Origin of the sequence: Acetobacter sp. AAB5 (genome assembly GCF_050106715.1) — a bacterium.
Taxonomy (GTDB): domain Bacteria; phylum Pseudomonadota; class Alphaproteobacteria; order Acetobacterales; family Acetobacteraceae; genus Acetobacter; species Acetobacter oryzifermentans.
This window is the reverse complement of the sequence record NZ_JBNIEW010000002.1, coordinates 88721-106919: the sequence shown is the minus strand read 5'-3', so window position 1 is coordinate 106919 and position 18199 is coordinate 88721. Positions and strand designations below refer to the sequence as shown.

General features: G+C 56.0%; 17 protein-coding genes. 9 read left to right on the top strand and 8 right to left on the bottom strand.

Annotation, left to right across the window (positions count from 1 at the left end; genetic code table 11):
* Nucleotides 1–254: 254 nt before the first annotated feature.
* Nucleotides 255–1355, top strand: a complete 1101-nt coding sequence (locus ACP7IZ_RS02675; protein ID WP_426847738.1) for a Hint domain-containing protein — start codon at nucleotides 255–257, stop codon at nucleotides 1353–1355.
* Between the two features lie 79 nt (nucleotides 1356–1434).
* Here ACP7IZ_RS02675 and ACP7IZ_RS02670 read toward each other — a convergent pair whose 3' ends face one another.
* A complete protein-coding gene (locus tag ACP7IZ_RS02670) occupies nucleotides 1435–1989 on the bottom strand; it encodes a recombinase family protein (protein ID WP_426847737.1) in 555 nt (184 codons plus the stop codon).
* A 313-nt stretch (nucleotides 1990–2302) separates the two neighbouring features.
* On the opposite strand from ACP7IZ_RS02670, the gene ACP7IZ_RS02665 reads away from it, so the two are divergent.
* Entirely contained in the window at nucleotides 2303–4066 is a 1764-nt protein-coding gene (locus ACP7IZ_RS02665; RefSeq protein WP_426847736.1) for a Hint domain-containing protein, read from the top strand.
* A gap of 86 nt (nucleotides 4067–4152) precedes the next feature.
* Here ACP7IZ_RS02665 and ACP7IZ_RS02660 read toward each other — a convergent pair whose 3' ends face one another.
* The 4 genes from ACP7IZ_RS02660 to ACP7IZ_RS02645 all read right to left on the bottom strand — a co-directional run bounded on the left by ACP7IZ_RS02660 (nucleotide 4153) and on the right by ACP7IZ_RS02645 (nucleotide 6917).
* Nucleotides 4153–4692, bottom strand: a complete 540-nt coding sequence (locus ACP7IZ_RS02660; protein WP_426847735.1) for a hypothetical protein — start codon at nucleotides 4690–4692, stop codon at nucleotides 4153–4155.
* Nucleotides 4693–4734: 42 nt separating this feature from the next.
* Complete coding sequence (locus ACP7IZ_RS02655) at nucleotides 4735–5265, bottom strand: hypothetical protein (protein ID WP_426847946.1); 531 nt, start codon at nucleotides 5263–5265, stop codon at nucleotides 4735–4737.
* A 147-nt stretch (nucleotides 5266–5412) separates the two neighbouring features.
* Nucleotides 5413–6249, bottom strand: coding sequence for a winged helix-turn-helix domain-containing protein (locus ACP7IZ_RS02650; protein ID WP_426847734.1), 837 nt, complete (start codon nucleotides 6247–6249; stop codon nucleotides 5413–5415).
* The gene (locus ACP7IZ_RS02645) at nucleotides 6249–6917 is read right to left on the bottom strand and encodes a hypothetical protein (protein ID WP_426847733.1); all 669 of its coding nucleotides are present in this window, start codon (nucleotides 6915–6917) and stop codon (nucleotides 6249–6251) included. Before ACP7IZ_RS02645 ends, ACP7IZ_RS02650 begins: the two co-directional genes overlap by 1 nt.
* Before the next feature lie 157 nt (nucleotides 6918–7074).
* Here ACP7IZ_RS02645 and ACP7IZ_RS02640 point away from each other — a divergent pair, with 157 nt between their 5' ends.
* Both ACP7IZ_RS02640 and ACP7IZ_RS02635 read left to right on the top strand, forming a co-directional pair.
* A complete protein-coding gene (locus tag ACP7IZ_RS02640; protein WP_426847732.1) occupies nucleotides 7075–7872 on the top strand; it encodes a LexA family transcriptional regulator in 798 nt (265 codons plus the stop codon).
* Between the two features lie 216 nt (nucleotides 7873–8088).
* Nucleotides 8089–10080, top strand: a complete 1992-nt coding sequence (locus tag ACP7IZ_RS02635) for a Hint domain-containing protein (RefSeq protein ID WP_426847731.1) — start codon at nucleotides 8089–8091, stop codon at nucleotides 10078–10080.
* A gap of 40 nt (nucleotides 10081–10120) precedes the next feature.
* Here ACP7IZ_RS02635 and ACP7IZ_RS02630 read toward each other — a convergent pair whose 3' ends face one another.
* On the bottom strand, nucleotides 10121–10339 hold the full coding sequence (locus ACP7IZ_RS02630) for a hypothetical protein (protein WP_426847730.1): 219 nt from the start codon (nucleotides 10337–10339) through the stop codon (nucleotides 10121–10123).
* A 120-nt stretch (nucleotides 10340–10459) separates the two neighbouring features.
* Nucleotides 10460–11116 carry a LysE family translocator gene (locus tag ACP7IZ_RS02625; protein ID WP_426847729.1) on the bottom strand — a complete coding sequence of 219 codons (657 nt, stop codon included), beginning with the start codon at nucleotides 11114–11116 and terminating at the stop codon, nucleotides 10460–10462.
* 220 nt (nucleotides 11117–11336) lie between these two features.
* Here ACP7IZ_RS02625 and ACP7IZ_RS02620 point away from each other — a divergent pair, with 220 nt between their 5' ends.
* The 5 genes from ACP7IZ_RS02620 to ACP7IZ_RS02600 all read left to right on the top strand — a co-directional run bounded on the left by ACP7IZ_RS02620 (nucleotide 11337) and on the right by ACP7IZ_RS02600 (nucleotide 15726).
* Nucleotides 11337–12788, top strand: coding sequence for a Hint domain-containing protein (locus ACP7IZ_RS02620; protein ID WP_426847728.1), 1452 nt, complete (start codon nucleotides 11337–11339; stop codon nucleotides 12786–12788).
* A gap of 185 nt (nucleotides 12789–12973) precedes the next feature.
* Nucleotides 12974–13318: a hypothetical protein gene (locus ACP7IZ_RS02615; RefSeq protein WP_426847727.1), complete on the top strand. Its 345-nt coding sequence runs from the start codon at nucleotides 12974–12976 to the stop codon at nucleotides 13316–13318.
* Nucleotides 13319–13532: 214 nt separating this feature from the next.
* Nucleotides 13533–13850, top strand: coding sequence for a hypothetical protein (locus ACP7IZ_RS02610; protein WP_426847726.1), 318 nt, complete (start codon nucleotides 13533–13535; stop codon nucleotides 13848–13850).
* A gap of 90 nt (nucleotides 13851–13940) precedes the next feature.
* A complete protein-coding gene (locus ACP7IZ_RS02605; RefSeq protein WP_426847725.1) occupies nucleotides 13941–15191 on the top strand; it encodes an FAD-dependent oxidoreductase in 1251 nt (416 codons plus the stop codon).
* 4 nt (nucleotides 15192–15195) lie between these two features.
* Entirely contained in the window at nucleotides 15196–15726 is a 531-nt protein-coding gene (locus ACP7IZ_RS02600; RefSeq protein ID WP_426847723.1) for a c-type cytochrome, read from the top strand.
* A gap of 84 nt (nucleotides 15727–15810) precedes the next feature.
* On the opposite strand, the gene ACP7IZ_RS02595 is transcribed toward ACP7IZ_RS02600, so the two are convergent.
* Nucleotides 15811–18027 (bottom strand): TonB-dependent siderophore receptor, encoded by a 2217-nt coding sequence (locus ACP7IZ_RS02595; protein WP_426847945.1) that lies wholly within the window; start codon nucleotides 18025–18027, stop codon nucleotides 15811–15813.
* Nucleotides 18028–18199 lie beyond the last annotated feature (172 nt).

Here is an 18199-nt window from a genome sequence, read left to right as displayed (position 1 = left end):
ATAGTAAAATGATAAACTAAGCCTCGGCCCGGTTTATTTGCTTTTATATCTTGGCAAATTTTTTATGGCTGGTACAGTATGGCGCAAACAAGGCCTGATGGACGCAGTTGCTACACACATTAGGCAGTCGTGCCTTATTCCTCAGGCTTTGAAAAAAATTCTGGATGCTTCTTGTTCTGCAAGGATCAAGGAACATTTTATGTAGAAGCACAGATACGGAAGCCTTTTTCCGTGGTGTAAGTCAGAAGGAAGAAATGACAGCGCTTCCCCGCCATGCGGTTGTGCATGACATTCACGACAAATCCGGTCAGGCCCTTCCCGATGGCGCTTTCGCACGCCATCCAGATATCTCTGTACCGGGCGTTCTTCATAATACCAACATTCATACGCAAACCGGGCCGCTGCCTGTTCAAAGCCTAACCCCCGGCCATATGCTGGTAACGTATGATCCGGAAATGGCAGAAACCCCTGCCCCGGTTACCAAGGTTATGCCGCAATATATTTGCGTGCTGCCCGGCCTGCCAGAAGATGAGGCCGGATACCCCATACGCGTGCTGCAAGATGCCATTGCAGATGGCCTGCCCATGCAGGATGTGCTGCTTACGCCAGACCAATGCCTGTTTTTTGAAAACAAGTTTGTGCCCGCAGCACTGTTGGTAAACCGGCTTTCCATCTTTTACGATCACACCTTCGAGCACTACACGGCCTACCCGCTAGAAACAGATGGCCCCGCCATTATTGTGGCAGAAGGCCTGTTGGTAGCCAGCGCGCTGCCGCCCTGCCCCAACAATACACACTGGCACACCCGCACAGATGCCCCCGTGGTAACAGAGCGCGATGTTGTGGGCGCACTTTACCACCGCCTTTTGGCGCGGGCGCAAAGCCGCGGCCTAAAGCACGATCTGTTTGCCCCGCCCGAAATAACGCATGAGCATGACCTCAGCCTGATTACGGATACCGGCAAGCTTATTCGTAAAATGCGAGAGCAGAACAATCTGGCCATGTTTATGCTGCCGCCCAACGTGCATGAAGTGCATCTTTCCACCCGCGCAAGCAGGCCGGTAGATGTTATTGCACCTTACGTGCAGGACAAACGGCGGCTTGGCATACGTGTGGGGGAAATTACCCTTCAGGAAAACAGAAAGCCCCGCAAGATTTCTTCACATATAGAGAAAGACCTTTCTGGCTGGCACGCGCATGATGGCCAACCCGGCCGCTGGACAGATGGCCACGCCCACCTGCCCATGACAGCAGAGCGCAGCCAGAACAAAATGGGGCTTTTGTCTATCCAGATTCTGGACAGCATCCCGTATATGAAGCACGATTTTCATGGGCCTCGCAAAACCCACAAGTAATGCAAAGGGTTTTGCAAACAATGTGTTCAGGATAATAGCCCGGTAAAACGGGCAAGGGGTATCATCCTGAACACATCATTTATGATTTACGAGGCAACTTTTTTAATAACCTCGAAATCATGCTGATACTCACATCATATTCCTGGGCAATCTCACGCAGGGTATGGCCTTTAGCGCGCGCCTGCGCCACGGCCTCTAGCTGTTGTTGTGTTAATTTACTGGGGCGGCCCATGCGGCACCCGGCAGATATAGCCTTATGCCGGCCAGAAGACATGCGTTGGTGTATAAAGCGTTTTTCAAGTTCTTCCAGCCCGCCCAGCATTTCCAGCATAAGCGCACCACGCCCGGCAGATGTATTAATCCACGGTTCTTTTAAGGAAACCAGCGTGCAGTGCCTGTTCTGAACTTGCATGACAATATCACGCAAATGCCGCCAGCCGCTTACAATACAGTCCATCTGCACCACGGCAATACGCACGCCTGCCTTTTGCCGCGCCACAAACTGCAAAAAACATGATCCGGTTTTTGAAAAAGAGCCATTGAATATAACACGGCATCCCGATTCTTCCAGAAGCTTTTTTTGCTCATCCCGGCTTACAAAAGGGCAATCTGCACTTACATATCCTATCATCATAATTTTACTCCGCGTGCAGATAAGTTCTTGGGATAAAATTTTATAAAATCTCCCATTTATTCAAAAAACTTCCAAACTTCTCGCGGCGGCTTATATCACCGCTTCCGCTATATAGAAACAATCCGGACCAAAAACAGTTCATTTTGAATTATGTATTAATTTTAATTTTATAAATGTTGTTCGTATTTAAACAGTTTTTCTGAAAGTTTCCTATTTATGAAAATAAATATCCGTAACGCCTTATCCGCGTTTACCCATAATATACATACAAGAATCAGAAATATTCTTTATTTCCAGTACATCATTTAGGAATATGCCGATGTCCAGTCTTTATGGTTATGGCAACACTGTCACCCAAAGCGGCAGCTATACACTCTACCCATTGGGTTGGGTTTTGGGCCTTGTCTCTCTCGGCGGAGCAGATGCTACATTTGAAGGCAGCAATGTTACAGCTACGCTTAGTTTTGCACCTACACTTATTGGCGCCATTAACCCCTACAGCGTTACGGCAGAAGATGGCGCAAACGTTACCGTTAATGTTGGCTCTACCGTGCTGGGCCTGCTTACGGGTTCCACCTTTACAGCAGATGGCGGCACTATTTCCCTTACCGGCGCCAATGTTATTACCGCGCTTACCGGCACAACATACAATATAGAAAACGGTGGCACCCTTAACCTGGGTGTTGTGCAGCAATCCGAAATTTCCGCGCTTAGCGGTGCAGGTATTACATTTGGCAGTGGCGGCGGCACGCTGGTGGTTACACCCGCAAGCGGCGTAGAAATTCTAACATTCACCAACATTGATGGCTTTAGCAACGCAGGGGCCACTATCGAAGTTCCCGGCGCTGGTTATGTTACAAACGCCACATATAATGGCACCAACACAACCATTACCACCAACACCGGCATTAGCGTTGTTGTGAATGGAGATTACACCCCCGCCACCAAAACGCTTTACCAGGCCACCAGCGGGGGCAACCTTTACCTTAGCGCCACGGCACAAAACAGCACCGGCACAACGGGCGTTCTGGTTTGCTTTTTGCCCGGCAGCATGATCCGCACCCCCAAAGGTGATGTTGCAGTAGAAAACCTTGTTGTGGGGCAGGAAGTTCTTGCATTTACAGCAGATGGCCAGCCCGTTGCGCGCCGCATTACATGGGCAGGCAAGGCGCAGGCCCGCACCAACCCCGCTGCGGCAGATGATCTGGCAGGCTACCCCGTGCGCGTGCGCGCCAACGCCATTGCCGCCGGTGTGCCCGAAGCAGATCTGCTGATTACGCCAGAACATTGCCTGTATCTGCAAGGCCGGTTTGTGCCTGCGCGCATGCTGGTAAACGGCACATCCATTGTGTACGACACAAGCTTTGCCGGTTACGATTACTACCATATTGAAACCGAAGGCCACGCCATTATCATGGCCAACGGTATGCTAACAGAAAGCTATCTGGATACAGGCAACCGCAGCAGCTTTACGCAGGCAGGCCCCGTGGCACGCATTGGCGGCGCAGTAAAAAGCTGGGCGCAGGATGCCGCCGCAAAGCTGGAAACCAGCCGCACATTTGTAGAACCGCTGTTTCGCACTCTGGCAGAACGTGGCTGCACGCTTTATGCAAACACCGCGGCGCAAAGCACAGAAAAATCTGCACAGCCCAACCTGCATCTGGTAACCGCACAGGGCCATACGGTGCACCCGCTGCGGCATGAAAACGGCATGTACACCTTTATGCTTTCTGCACAGGGGGCACAAAGCATCTCTCTGGTCTCGCGCACATTCCGCCCGTGCGATGCAGAAGGCCCGTTTGTAGATGATCGGCGCATGCTGGGTGTGGCTGTTGGGCATATCAGCATTACATCTGCTGGCACGCACCAGCCTGTAACGGCACATCTTACAACCGATACGCTGGAAGGCTGGCACGCGGTAGAAGTATCTGGGCAGGCACGTTGGACAAACGGCCATGCCAAGCTGCCTCTGCCTGCTACATTGCAGGGGCTTTGCCAGTTGCATGTGCAGGTTTTGGCAACAGGCGCTTACACTGTGGCCGCGCATAACGCACAGGCCAAAGCCGCGCTGGCGTAAAAAACCGCACAGCACTGCATGTGCTTTGCAAAAAAGGGCCGGTGCGTGGGCATCGGCTCTTTTTTGCGTGGGCGCATCTCTGCAAATTACGGCTGTAAAACTTTCCTTTCTGCATCGGCCTTTTTGCGTCTGCTGGCCTTTTTGGCCTGCTCTGCACGGCGGAGCGTTACCTCCAGCGCGGCAAGCTGCTCCAGCACCAAAGCACATTGCGCCGCTATCTTGCGCTGCGCAGAACTGCTGGAAATTGCGGGAAACAATGCCTCCCCCATAGCGCGGAAGGAAAGATCATCCACCAGCATCATGCGTAAACGCTGGTGCGCACACAGGCCCAGCGCATCGCGCACCGCCGTAATGCGCCCCATGGCCTGTGCGCGCACCATCTGCCAGGATACGGCATCATGCCGCACGGTTTGCCCTTGTGGGGCGGGGCCTGTGTGTTCCAGATAATCAAAATAGCCAAACACGTAGTTGCGGCACCACCGCTCTGCGGCATCGGCGGCTTCTTGCGTAATATCCCCTGCCTGCAACAGCCCCTGCACCGTGCGGCGCGGCCTGTTAAGGGCACCCTGCGCCACAAGGCCAGCGGGGGCAGATGTGTTGGGTAAGGCTGTGGCCTGATTTTTCATGTGTGTTCCGTATTTTTGGGGTATTTACAAAGCGTTATTGGGTTATGGCGTGCGTGTGGGCCGCCCCAGCAGGGCCTTGCAGCCGTGGGCATCGCGCCAGATGGTGTTTGCAAAAGGCAGCAGCACAGCGCGCAATTCTGCCGGAGCAGGCCAACGCGCCCCCACCGGGTAACCATTGCGGGCCGGTTGCCGCGCCCATGCCAGACGCGCCTGCGGGCACCACGCCCCGGCAGGAATATCTGCGCACACTTCATAAATGGCGCGGCACTGTGCCGCCGCATCCGCCGCCCCCGGTGGGTTGGAAACAAGCTGCCCCAGCTTTTTCAGCCACGCCGCCACAACAGGTTGGCTTACGGGCTGCATGGCCACCTGCACACGCTGCCAGCACGCCTGCACATGCGCCACAACATCGGGCGGCATATCTCGCGCAGTTAACGCCACACCCTCTCGCCTTGCAGCAAACAGCGCCTGCACATCGGGCGGCGCGGGGGTGTAACCGCCTGCGTGGGGTGTGGGCGTTATTGCACCTGCACCCTTGGGCTGTGGCACGCGCTTGGCATTTTCTGCACGCATGATCGGGCCGCAATATGCGTTGCCCTGTGGGGGCCGTGTTGCCGCATTATGCGGGGCTTGCGCCTGTTGCGTTGCGGGGTTTTGTGTGGGCGCACCCCGTGCAAATGCCGCGCCCGCTGCCTGCGCCTTGTAAAGCTGCGGCATGTTTTACACGCCCTCCATATCCGGCACGCCATCCCACGCGGCCATACGGCGCGCGTGCGGGCTGGTGGGTTCTGGGGCGGGGCGCATCTGCAACTGAGTGCGCAGGGTGGCATCTATCCACGCCACGGGTTCGGCGGGATTGAACGTGGCGCATTCGGCCAGCACGTTCAGCACCACGGCGGCATCATCCCCCGCAAGCTTGAGCCAGCGGCCCAGAATGGCACGGGCGGACCGATCCGGCCTGCCTGTGGCTTTTTTTAAAAAATCCAGACCAGATTTAAAAAGATGCGTGCGCGCATCCGTGTCCGGCCCGAACTTTGTGAGGGGATGTTCTGCTTCTGCTTCTGTTTCTGCCTCTGCTTCTTGGAGCATAACCGCAGCACGGGGCGCAGGCGTTATCCCCTGCTCTGCCCCCGATGATGGAGGCTCGGGCTTAAGCTGCGGGTTGCCACCTGTGCGGCCCCATGCGGCCCCGGCATCGGATGCGGCGCGGTCTCTCACCAAACGGCGAGAATACGGCACACCCTCCGCCGTGGTGGCATACACGCCCGCATCTTGCAGCTCTGCCATATAGCGCCGCACCTGCTGGGGGCTTACGCCCACCATCTGGGCAATCTGGCGCGGGTGCAGGGGTTTGCCGTTAACACATAAATGCCCGTAGGGCTCGGCCTCGTGCATCAGGCACAACAGGCGCATCCACAGCCCCTGCGCCGCCAAGGAGCACAAACGCAAAGCCGGATCCCGCTCATGGTCCTGCCACCAAAATTTGGACCATCTGCGCCGCGTGCTGGCGGGTGTGGCCGCGGGTGTTGCGGGGGATGAAGCAGCGGAACGCGGCATTAGGCGGCTCCTCCGTTCCACAACAGGGCTTGGGCTAATGCGGCCTCATCCTGCTGCCACGTGGTGGGGGTGGCGTGCGCCTGCGTGGGCTGCCAGCGTTCCAGCCCCTTCCATAACCCGCGCATGGCAATGGGGTGGCCTGCGGGCAGGGGCTCGGGGTCTCTTACCAGTTCGGCATAGCCTTTGGGTTGGGGCGCATGGGCGGGGGCTTGGGCTGTTAGGGCATCTTCATACCGCATCAGCACTTGCCGCACGCCCTCCATGCAGCGGCCAACCTCCCGCCCGATCCGCCGGAAGGAATAGCCCTTGCGCCGTAGCCCCACCATGTTGGCCACCACCTGCGCAGATGTGCCGGGCCGCTGCGCCTGCTGGCAGGCCTGTGCGTTTACCCCGCCTTGTGCGGGCAGCACCAGCGCCGGTGTGGATTCGGCATGGTGTTGTGATGTGTCACACCATTTTAACGCCTTGGAAACGTTTTTCCCCTGCCCTTTCTTTCCCTTAAGGGCTGGGGTGCCCCCCTTTTGTGCAGCCGGGTGCAGCACGGGCGCATGGGTGGGCATAACCCCACCCCTTTTGGGTGCGCGCAGCAGGTTAGGAAACTGCAAAACATTATGATTTGAAATGCTATTTGGTAAAATTCCAAACACATTGGAACCGGAAGCAGGCATAATGGGGTATCCGTGGTTGCGGGGTGGCTGGCCATTTACACCACCAAAACATGGCCTGCCCCGGACGCTATGGTGACCACTCCCGCAGCGTCAACCCAAAAATTGTGATATATCCCCTTTTGCGCCCGCGCCCCCGGCATGGAATAGTGCACAGGCAATGACAAGATCACCTGTGGCAGATGAACTGGAACGCCGGATGGCCCTGCTTGGGCTTTCCCAAAAGGCACTGGCCCGCAAGGCGGGGGTGGGCGATACCTATGTGCGCGATATTCTTAAGGGGAAATCTCGTAATCCGGGTGGGGAAAAACTGGAATGCATTGCCGCAGTGTTGGGCTGCACCGCGCGGGATCTGCTTTTTCCGGGGGTGGACCACGCCCAGCCGGGGCTGATGCTGCGTGAACGCCGCACCCCGTATTTGCCCCCACCGTTTACACCTGCCACAGCCCCCACGCGCACGCGGTTGCACCATTCTTCTGCATCTGCAACGCGTAGGGCGCCCCCCCCCCTTTCTGCCCCGCCGCCAGCCCCCGCGCCGCCGGGCTATGTTATGGTGCCGTTTTTGGCGCAGCGCGGCACAGGCTCTGGCCGGTATGATGAAGCGCAGATGCTGGGCAGCCCCAAATATTTTGAAGAAAGCCTGATAACCCAACGCCTGAACACCCGCGCAGAAAATTTGCGCGCCTTAAGTGTAGAGGGCCAAGCCATGGAACCCATGCTGCGCGATGGTGATACGCTGCTGATGGATACACGGCGCACCACCATGGCCGAACCGGGGCTTTTTGTGCTGTTTGATGGGGAAAACGTGGTGTGCCGCTGGGCAGAACGCACGTTTGACCCCCAAGGCCGCCCCTTGGTGCAGATAAGCTGCGAGAACAAGCGGTTTTCTGCCTGCACACTGCCCGCCAGCCGGGTGCAGATATTGGGCCGCGTTGTGTGGTATGCGCACTGCGTATAAATAGCGCGACTTTTCTGCAACAATACCCTTAAAAGCCCGTTAAAAATTCACTTTTTCTTTAACAAGACCCTTGCGGTCCTGTTTGTGGCTGGGTAAATATCCCTTATCAAATGCGTTAACAGCGCCCTAACAATGCCTTAAAGAGAACAAAAACACCAAGTACTGAATGTACTTGTTGGATTTCTTTACTGTGTTCATGCAGGACTATACAAATCTATGACAACACCCGATTGGACCTCTGGTTCAAACTACACGTGGGCTGGCCCTGCTTCTGGTGGGGTGTGGACCGATGCCAGCAACTGGCAATACAACGGTGAACCCGCCACACATGCGCCAGATAGCCACACCGGCGGCACCATTACCATTCCGGCTGGCGCTACGGTTACTGTTCCGGCGGATGTCAGCACATTGGGGCAGCCCTATTCCTTAAATGTAGATGTGCTGGGCACGCTGGTTATTGCCAACAGCAGCAGCGCACTGGGCATTAATACGCTTACTGTGGAAAACGGCGGCACAGCCACAATTGAGCGTCCGCTCAGTTTAAACGCGGGCTTAGTGGTGAATTCTGGCGGCACAGCCACGTTTGAAGGCGTAACGCAGGATTGGACCAACCCAAGGCTTAACTTTGCCTCGCAGCAGGGCGGCACCATCAATATTGATAAATCCAATATTGTTATGGGCACAGTTAACGGAAGCGGCGGCCAGGGCGCGCTAAATATTACTGGGGGTTCTGTTGTAAGCACCGCCAGTAATTCTACCAACATGTCTGGCCCCATTACGGTAACTGGCTCTAGCTTTACAGATAACAGCCAGCTTACCGGCACACTCACGCTTAATAATGGCGCCACGGCCACACTGCCCTCCAACAGTTGGCCAAAGGGTACCGTTGTGTTTGGCACAGGCAACAACACCATTGTGCTGCCCAGCAACCAAAACGCCACGCAAGGTGTAACAATCGCCAACCTGAAAGAAGGCGACCGGCTGGGTGTAGAAGGCACAGATGTAACCACAGCCACGCTTAGCGCCAGCAATGTCACGCTGGAAACGGCATCTGGCACAACCGTTCATCCCAACTCTGTCACGTATGACAGTTCCTACACAGATGCGCCCACGGGGGATGAAGCCCAGACTGTCACCATTGATAGCGGGCAAGGCGTGATCTGCTTTTTGGCAGGCAGCATGATTGCCACACCCAACGGTGTGGTGGCGGTGGAAAACATCCGCCGGGGTGATGCGGTTCTCACATTTGTAAACGGCGTAACCCATGTGCGCCCGGTGGTGTGGGCTGGCATGGCGCAGGCCACCATAAACCCCGCCCTGCCCGATGATATGGCAGGTTACCCTGTGCGTATTCTGGCCGATGCCATTGCGCCGGGGGTGCCGTATCAGGATCTGCTGGTTACGGCGGAACACGGCATTTTTGCCAATGGCATGCTGGTGCCCGCGCGTATGCTGGTAAATGGCAGCAGCATCTTTTTTGATCGCTCCATAACCAATTACACCTATTACCATGTAGAAACAGCCGAACACAGCATTATCATGGCCAACGGTATGCTTACAGAAAGCTATCTGGATACGGGCAACCGCCGCAATTTTGTATCCGATGGCAATGTTGTTACCATTGGGGCCAAGGCCAAAAGCTGGGCAGAACACGCTGCCGTACCGCTGGGCACGGCGCGCCATGTGGTGGAACCCATATGGCGTGTGCTGGCCGCGCGTGCGCCAGATGTTGCGGGCCATATGGCAGCTTCTGCCAAGCCAGAACTCACCCACAGCCACGGGCTGCACCTTGTTACGGCAGCGGGCACGGTTATTCGGCCTTTGCGGGCAATGGGGCGCAATATCTCCTTTATGCTGCCTGCGGGGGTGGAGGAAGTGCGCCTTGTTTCACGCGCATCTCGCCCGTGTGATGTAGAAGGCCCGTTTGTAGATAAACGCCGCATGCTGGGCGTGCTGCTGGGCCGCGTAACGGTGCTTTCTGCTGGCACGGCCACAGAAATAACCGCCCATCTGGCCTACGCAGATGGTGCCTATGGCTGGCAGGATATGCCCCAGCCACCCGCACGGTGGACAGATGGCAACGCCCTTCTGCCATTAAGCGCCACCACGGCACGCGGCCCCGCGCTGCTTACGGTGGAAGTGCTGCAAGCTGGCCCTTATCTGGCCACGCCCGCAGAATTTACGCTGCCAGTGGCCGCCAACGGCTAACACCACTTTGCCCCCGCATGTTGCCCAACGTGCGGGGGTTTTAGTTTCCGCCGCCGGGCCTGTTCTTCCATTCTATGGATTGATCGGCAATGTAGTAGGTAATGGCGGAAATAAACAACCACAGCGGCCCCGCCACGCTGTTTTCCAGCACCAAAGCCACGCCCATGCTAAATGCAGCAATGGAAAGCGCAAGAATAACGCAGCAGCACAGCACGGCCAGAGGCCAGTTTTTGGGCCATCCTTTTTTGGGCTGAGACATCTGGTGCGTATCCTATTTGGGCCGTGCAAAAGGCCGGGGCGTATGGTGTGTTATTGCGTATCGTAATCAACTAGGCAGCCGGGCACAATATACACAGCGAATAGCTGCCCCTCTGCGGCCTTATGCGCGCCCACGCAAAAGCACGGCCCCAAAGCCCATAAACACGCAGCCTGTTATACGGTTAAACACCCGGCGTATGGCGGGGCGCTGCAACTGTTGGGCCAATGTGTAACCGCCCACGGCATACACGCCGTACCACAGCATTTCCAGCAGCGCGAAGGTGGTTATCAGCACCACAAATTGCGGAAGCTGCGGGGCATGGGGGGCAATAAACTGCGGAAAAAACGCCGCCGCAAACAGCAACAGCTTGGGGTTGCTAAGCCCCACCCAAAACCCCTTGCGCCAGCGCCCCCATGCGCTGCCATGTTGCGGGCTTTCTGCCTGCGCGGCGGGCGTGTTGGGCGTAGCGGCGGGCACAGAAGGTGGCACGCGCCCGCCCTCTTGCCATGCCTGTATGCCCAGCCAAACCAGATACACCGCCCCGCACACGCGCAGCACGCCAAACAGATGAGGAGAGGCCGCAAGCGCTGCCCCCAACCCGGCGGCAGAAGCCACAAGCACCAGCACAACCGCGCTTAAACACCCCAACATGGTGGCCACCCCACGCGCCATGCCCACCCGCGCCACGCTGGCCAGAACATGCAGCATGTTGGGGCCGGGAATTGCGCACAAAAAGAACACTATGCCGCAAAACACACCCCAATTATGCCAGCTCATAATACAAGCCTTGTTTATAATGAGAGAGACAAGCCACTGTTACACATTCTCTGCCACCGGGCCAGAAACGGCAGAACACAGCCGTGTTAGAAAATACGCTAAAAAGTTCCATCACTTTAGCGTAGTTTAAACATTTTTAACCTTGTGCATTTGTGCTTCATAATCTAACTTTTCTATATTAGGTAATTCCAAACTTAATCCTTTTAAGAAAGTCCTCGTTATGGCAACCCCCACAATTACTGTTGGCAGTAACCAGACCGTTACATTTGATGCCACATCCAACACATTAAACAGCACTATTGATTTTACCGGCACAAGCGGCAACCTGGATTTGCAGAACCTTTCTGCCTCCAGCCCGCTGGCGCTTACAATTACCGGAAATTTTGGCGCCGGTATTAGCAACGTGCTCACGTTTGGCACCGCAGACAATATTTCTATCGATAATAGCACTGTCAGCTACAATATAAACCGCAACAAAACGACCACAATTACCCTTGTAGATAACAGCGGCCAGCAACTGGGCACCGTTACAATAGCGGGTGATGCTTTTAACCTTACCGGCGGCTTTACAAACGCGACTGTGCAGGGTGATAGCCTAGATGTTATTGCCACATCCTATAACAACGGCGCCATAACCGTTTGCTTTCTGGCAGACAGCCAGATTGCCACCCCCAACGGCGCGGTTGCTGTGCAGGATCTGAGCGTTGGGGATGAGGTGCTGACATATGCAGATGGCGTGGCCTCTGCTGGCACGCTTAGCTGGGCGGGTATGGCGCATTGCACGGTTAACCCCACCCTGCCGGATGATCTGGCAGGCTACCCCGTGCGCATTGTTAAAAATGCCATTGCCGATGGCGTGCCCTTTAAGGATATGCTGATAACCGCCGAACACTGCCTGTTCTTTAACGGCGCGTTTATTCCCGCACGTATGCTGGTAAACGGTGTTTCCATCTTTTACGATAAATCCATCACCTCTTATAATTACTACCACATTGAAACCCCAAACCACGCGGTTATTATGGCCGATGGTATGCTTACAGAAAGCTATCTGGATACGGGCAACCGCCGCAGCTTTACTGCAAAAGGCAATGTTATCCAGATTGGTGGGGCCGCCAAAAGCTGGCAGACAGATGCCGCCGCCCCGCTTTGTGTGGCAAGAGAGCAGGTAGAAACCGTGTTCCGCCAGATTGCCGCACGCCACCCACAGGGGGCCACCGCAGCCGCGCCAGCAACCGTGCATAACCCGGATTTGCACCTTATCACCAACACAGGCGCCACCATCTGGCCTGCAAACTGCAAGAACAACACTTACAACTTTATCCTGCCCGCCAACACGCAGGGCGTGCGCGTGGTCTCCCGCGCAAGCCGCCCGGCAGATGTGATTGGGCCTTTTGTAGATGATAGGCGCAACCTTGGCGTGGCTGTGGCGGAAGTTACCCTTTTATCCGCCGCCAAACAGCAGGCTGTAACGGCCCATTTGCAGCCCGAAAAGCCCGAAGGCTGGCACGCTACAGATTGGACAGATTGCGCATGGACAAACGGCAATGCCGAACTGCCCCTGACCACGCAGCAAACTCAAGGGGCCATTTGCATGCTTTCCCTTAAAGTGCGGGCCGCCGGGCCTTACCTGCTAGCGGATGCTGTGCCGCACAGTGCTGCCAAAACCGCCTGATCTGCCAAAAACTGCTTACATATTTTGGTGTTTTTAAAGCACCATTTGGGCCAGTGCAAAAATGTGCTGGCCCTCTTGCAGCAACATGGCCATGCTATTGCCTTAATTGGCATATGATATGCAAAAGTGAGTGCAACACGCTCTAGCAAAAGGCATCGGCTATGTTTCAGCGCATGACGTCTCTCTTGAAATTTCAGAACACTCCATCGGAACAATGGCAAAAAATGCCCGTGCATTTGCGCCGCTTTCTATACGCCACTTTTGTGGTGGAAGGCGTGTTGAGCCTCTATCTGCTCAAAAGCATGGCCTCCCCTCTTTTCCATTTAACCATGTTGCTGCCAGCGGCATTTTTGCAGCATCAGGTTTCTGTTGCCCAATGCTCGCTTATTGTTTCCATGTATCTTACTGTGGCCGCCATTGGCAGCATTGCGGCTGGCGCTTTTCTTTTGCGCAAAAATTATGAAAAAAGCATGATGCGGTATGCCGTTATACAGGAATTAAAGCAAAGCACCGCCCCCAAAAAGAACTGATCTGCCAAAAACCAGTAACGCATTTTTTTGCAAAAATAGCGGGGGCATTGTTTGGCGTTTATGTGTGCAAACCTGCCAGATCTGTTGCACCCATGCGGCAGCCTTTGGGGGGCTACGCAGCACAACTGTTACAGCCGGATGCGGCGCGCTTTCCTGCCCTCATAGTCCTGCCTAACCCTGCAAGAAACCCACCTTGCAGGAAAGCCGCACCACCATGCCAACATCACCAACACATGCAGCCCCCCGCAAGCGGCCTTTGCCCAACACGCAGGAATGGCCGCCCCTACCCGGCACCAGCGCCTATATGGCCCGCCAGCTTGCGCACGATACCGCCACCGTGCGCCAGATTGTGACAGTTTTACAAAACTGCGCCCAGCAGATTACCCCGCTTGTGGCCCAGCTTTACTTTACCCAAGGCCCGCTAACAGTGCTGGACTGCGCCCCCACCCTGCGCGCGCTGGCCGATGACATTGCGCATGATGACCCCCAAACCCTGGCCGAGCTGGCGGCCGAGCGTGCCCGCACTGGCTGATATGTGGGTTTTGGAAACACCCCCGCCCTGCTATGTTGCCCCCTCGCCATGCTGCGCGACAAAACAGAAACCGTATAAAGGACGCCCCTTTTGAAACGCAGAAACCTTTTTGCCGCTTCTCTGGCTGCCGGTGCCTTAGCCGCCGGGCGCAAAAGCTGGGCCAGCGTGCCAGAGGCCGCACAGGCTATGGGCCGCACCGCGCCGCCCGGCACCGTACCCGCCCTAACGCCCGCCCGCGTGCATGCAGACCAGATAATGGACATTAAGGTGTGCCTGCGCCCCTTCCGCCCCGCTGGCCCGCGGCTGGAAATAGAGCCGGTGGCAGATAAAATTGTGGTGCACAATTACGGGCATGGCGGCAGCGGGTGGTCTCTTTCATGGGGGTCTGCCGCTATGGCGGTAGAACGCGCCGCCCCACTTATGGAAAAACGCGTGGCCGTAATTGGCTGCGGCATTATTGGCCTTACCACCGCCATAACCGCCCAGCGCGCGGGCATGAATGTTACCATTTATGCGCGGGATATGCTGCCCCATACGCGCTCTGTGCGGGCCAATGGCAGTTGGACACCGGATTCACGCATTGCGCTGATAACCGCCGCCACGCCAGATTTTGCCGCCACGTGGGAGCGCATGGCGCGGTATTCTTGGCAAACGTATCGGGAATATTTGGGCCTGCCTGGCAACCCGGTGGATTTTAGAGACAATTACATCCTATCCGACACCCCACCGGATGAGGCCGACCATACCGAGCCCGCGCCCGATATCAGCAAAGGTTCCTATGCCTCTACCGGCGTGCCGCAAAGCGAGGCCGAATTTGCTAAATATGGTGAGAGGATAAAGGATATTATTCCCGCAGCCGAGCTTCTGGCCGGGGCGGATAACCCCTTCCCCGTTGCGTATGCGCGGCGCAAGCCCATTATGATTTACAATTTTGGCGCGTTTGGCCACGCTTTGTTGTCTGATTTTTATCAGGCAGGCGGGCGTATTGAGATACGGGAATTCCATAGCCCATCCGAAGTGGCAGACCTGCCAGAACGTGTGGTGTTTAACTGCACCGGCTATGCAGCGCGAGATTTGTGGGGCGATAAATCTCTTATTCCCGTGCGCGGGCAAACGGCGTGGCTGCCGCCACAACCCGCCGCCAATTATGGCGTGCGCTACAAGGGGGCGGCCATGCTTTCCAAATCCGATGGGCTGATGGTGCAGGGTGTCAACCTTTCCGGGTTGGGAGAGCTGGAAGGCGTGGGCAACAGTATGGAACAGCCCAACCGCGCAGAGGCCGAACAGGCCGTGGCTGTGTTTGAAGATCTGTTCTCCCGCTTTCGGCCCCGCAGAGGATAACGGCATGGCACAGCACCGCATTTTTGCAAAACAGGGCCAAACGGCTAAAGGATTTTGCGCCGCCCTGTTGGCCGCAACCGGGCTTGTGGCCACAGCCCATGTTGCACAGGCTGCCCCACGCCATGCACCGGCTGCGGCCCCCGCCCTTGCCGCGCCAAGTTTTACGGCAGAACAGGCAGACCACGGGGCGCAAATTTACGCAGGCACCTGCGCCATGTGCCACGGCGCCGGGTTGGAGGGCGCGCATGATATGCCGCCTTTGCGTGGGCTGTTTGTGGCGCGCTGGGCCAATACATCGCTCAACAAGTTGTACGCCTACATCACCCATGCCATGCCGCTTATGGCGCCGGGCACCCTGCCCCCGCAGGACAACATAGATGTTCTGGCGTTTCTACTGCGAGAAAACGGTGTGGAACCGGGGCACACACCCCTACCTGCGGATGAAAACCGCTTGGCGCAAATGGTGTTTCCCGCTGCTTTGGCGCTGCCTCCGGCAAAAGCAGCGCAACCGGGCAAGGCCCCGCGCACACGGTAAAAAAATACCCCGCCCACTGTTTTATGGTGGGCGGGGTATTTTAAATATTGCTGGCCGTTTGGCCTGTTTTACAAAACAGATGGCTTACCACTTAAAGCCAATGCTGCCTTGGGCGTTCCGGCGCTCTCCATAATAGCACCATTCCTGCCCGTAAGAGGCATAGGCCATGCAGTTGCCGATATACTTTTTATCAAACAGGTTGCGCACGCTGGCCGCCACACTCCACCCACGCAGAGAGGGAGAAAGGTTAGACAGATCATACCCAATGGAGCCATCAAACACCGTATATTGCGGCACGTGCACGCTGCCGTAAGAGGCCTCGCCCCCATAACGTGGGGCGGAATAACGCAGGCCGCCGCCAAAGCCAAAACCCTTCATCACACCTTTGGGCATGGTGTAATAGGCAAACAGAGATGCATTGCCTTTGCCAGACTGCATAAGCGGCTTGCCGGTGGAATCATCCTTAATTTTCTGCACGCTTACTGCGGCAGTAATCATTAGGTTTTTGTAGGGTTCGGCGTGGGCTTCAAATTCAAAACCATCTGAATGCACCTTGCCACTTTGCGTATTGTAACCCAAATTCCCCACAGCCACCAGCACGTTGGTTTGCTCGATATGGAAGCCAGCGGCTGTTAGCAGCACGGATGTACCGGGGAACTGATACTTCACCCCACCTTCAAGCTGTTTGCCCAAGGAAGGATCTGCCTGCCGGAAGCTCTGCCCCCCATTGTTAGACACAACGCCAGACTGCGGCTGGAAGGATGTGGAATAGCTGATATATGGCGCAAGCCCGAAATCAAAGTGATACAGGCCAGAAGCACGCCACGTAATCTGGCGCGGGCTTTCACTGGTGCCGGTGTGGCTGATATAGTTCATCTGGTGGGAACGGTACCAGTCATTCCGCAAACTGCCTGTTACAATCAGGTTTTTCCAGCGCAGTTCATCCTGCGCGTACATGCCAATCTGGTGTGAATCCGTGCGGTAGCTCATATATGGGCTGCCCATGTCTGGCATGGTCATGTGGTAATTGGGGTGCAGCACATCCAAAGAGGGCGCAGCGGCATAATAGCCTACCTCTGTGGCGCTTTGCTGCATGTAATCAAACCCGAACATCATATCATGCGTCACTGGCCCGGTGCGCACATGGCCCTTAAACTGGCTATCAAACGCCAGATTATGCGTGTGCTCGTTGGTGCCAAAGGCAGAACGGGCCAGCATTGTGGGGTCTGCATCGTAATAGCCGCCATCATACACGCTGCGGTAGATGGTTTTTACATCATCATACCGGCCGCGGGTGCTAAAGCTCCAATCATCGTTAAACTTGTGGTTTAGAATATAGGTAATGCCGCCCTGCCTGCGGTTGAATTTTTCAAAAGGCACGTCACCATCATAAAAGTTACGCGGCAGGTACCCGTATGATGCACGTTTGAGAGAGCCCACAAGCGGCACGCCACCATAGGTGCCGTTTTCGGGGTCATACTGATAATTGCCCAGCAGGGTAAGCGTGGTGGGGCCGTGTGCGCCAAAGGTAAAGGCCGGGCTTATGGAAAAACGGCGGCTGCCCGTGCGTGCAAGCTGGCTGTGCTGGCCATTAACCGTGCCATACAGCCGATACTGCACGGAACCATCCTTGGTGGCGTAACCGCCAACATCTGCATCCACCCGGTACAGATCAAAACTGCCGCCGGTGGTGGTGATATCTCCGTAAAACTGTTTGTCTATCGGCAATTTGCTGGAAAGTGCTACAAGCCCGCCGGGGCTGGATTGCCCATACAGGGCAGAGGCCGGGCCTTTTAGCACTTCCACCCTATCAAGGCGGGATGTATCTGTTTGCGGTGTGGCGTACCCGGTGGGGCTATCCTGCACCTTCAGCCCATCTAAAAAGGTGGGCACGGTAAAGCCGCGCAGCATGAACTGGTCATACCGTGTGCCTACGCCACCGCCACGCAAATCAGACGTAATGCCCGCCGCATAACGGATGGCCTGATTAAGGCTTAGCACGCCGCGCACATCCATTTCATCCCGCGTAATAACTGTAACAGACTGCGCTGTTTCAATAAGCGGTGTGTTGGATTTGGTGGCGGAAGACGCCAGGGTGGATGCCCTGCGCGCGCGCACTTCCACCCCTTCAACATGCACGGCGGATGCAGGCCCCTTGTTGGTGGCCTTGCCGTGTTTTGCTGCCGTTGCCCCAACCTGCTGAGACTGCCCGGATGTGGGTGTCTGGGTTGCTGCAAGAACCTTACCGCTTATGAAAAATGTAAGGGGAAGCGCACAAAAAATAACCCTGTTGCGGTGCATACCCGTTTTACCCCGTGGTTCTTGCTGGTGTGTTGGCTGGGCAGTTACCAACATTGCGAATCATTTGCAATGCCTAAATGAGGCTCAGATTTTTGCGGTTTTCTGCCGTTATAGAGTGGTTTTGCGGGGCGTTTTTGGTGCAGAAAATGCGCAGACCATACCCCGTAAAACA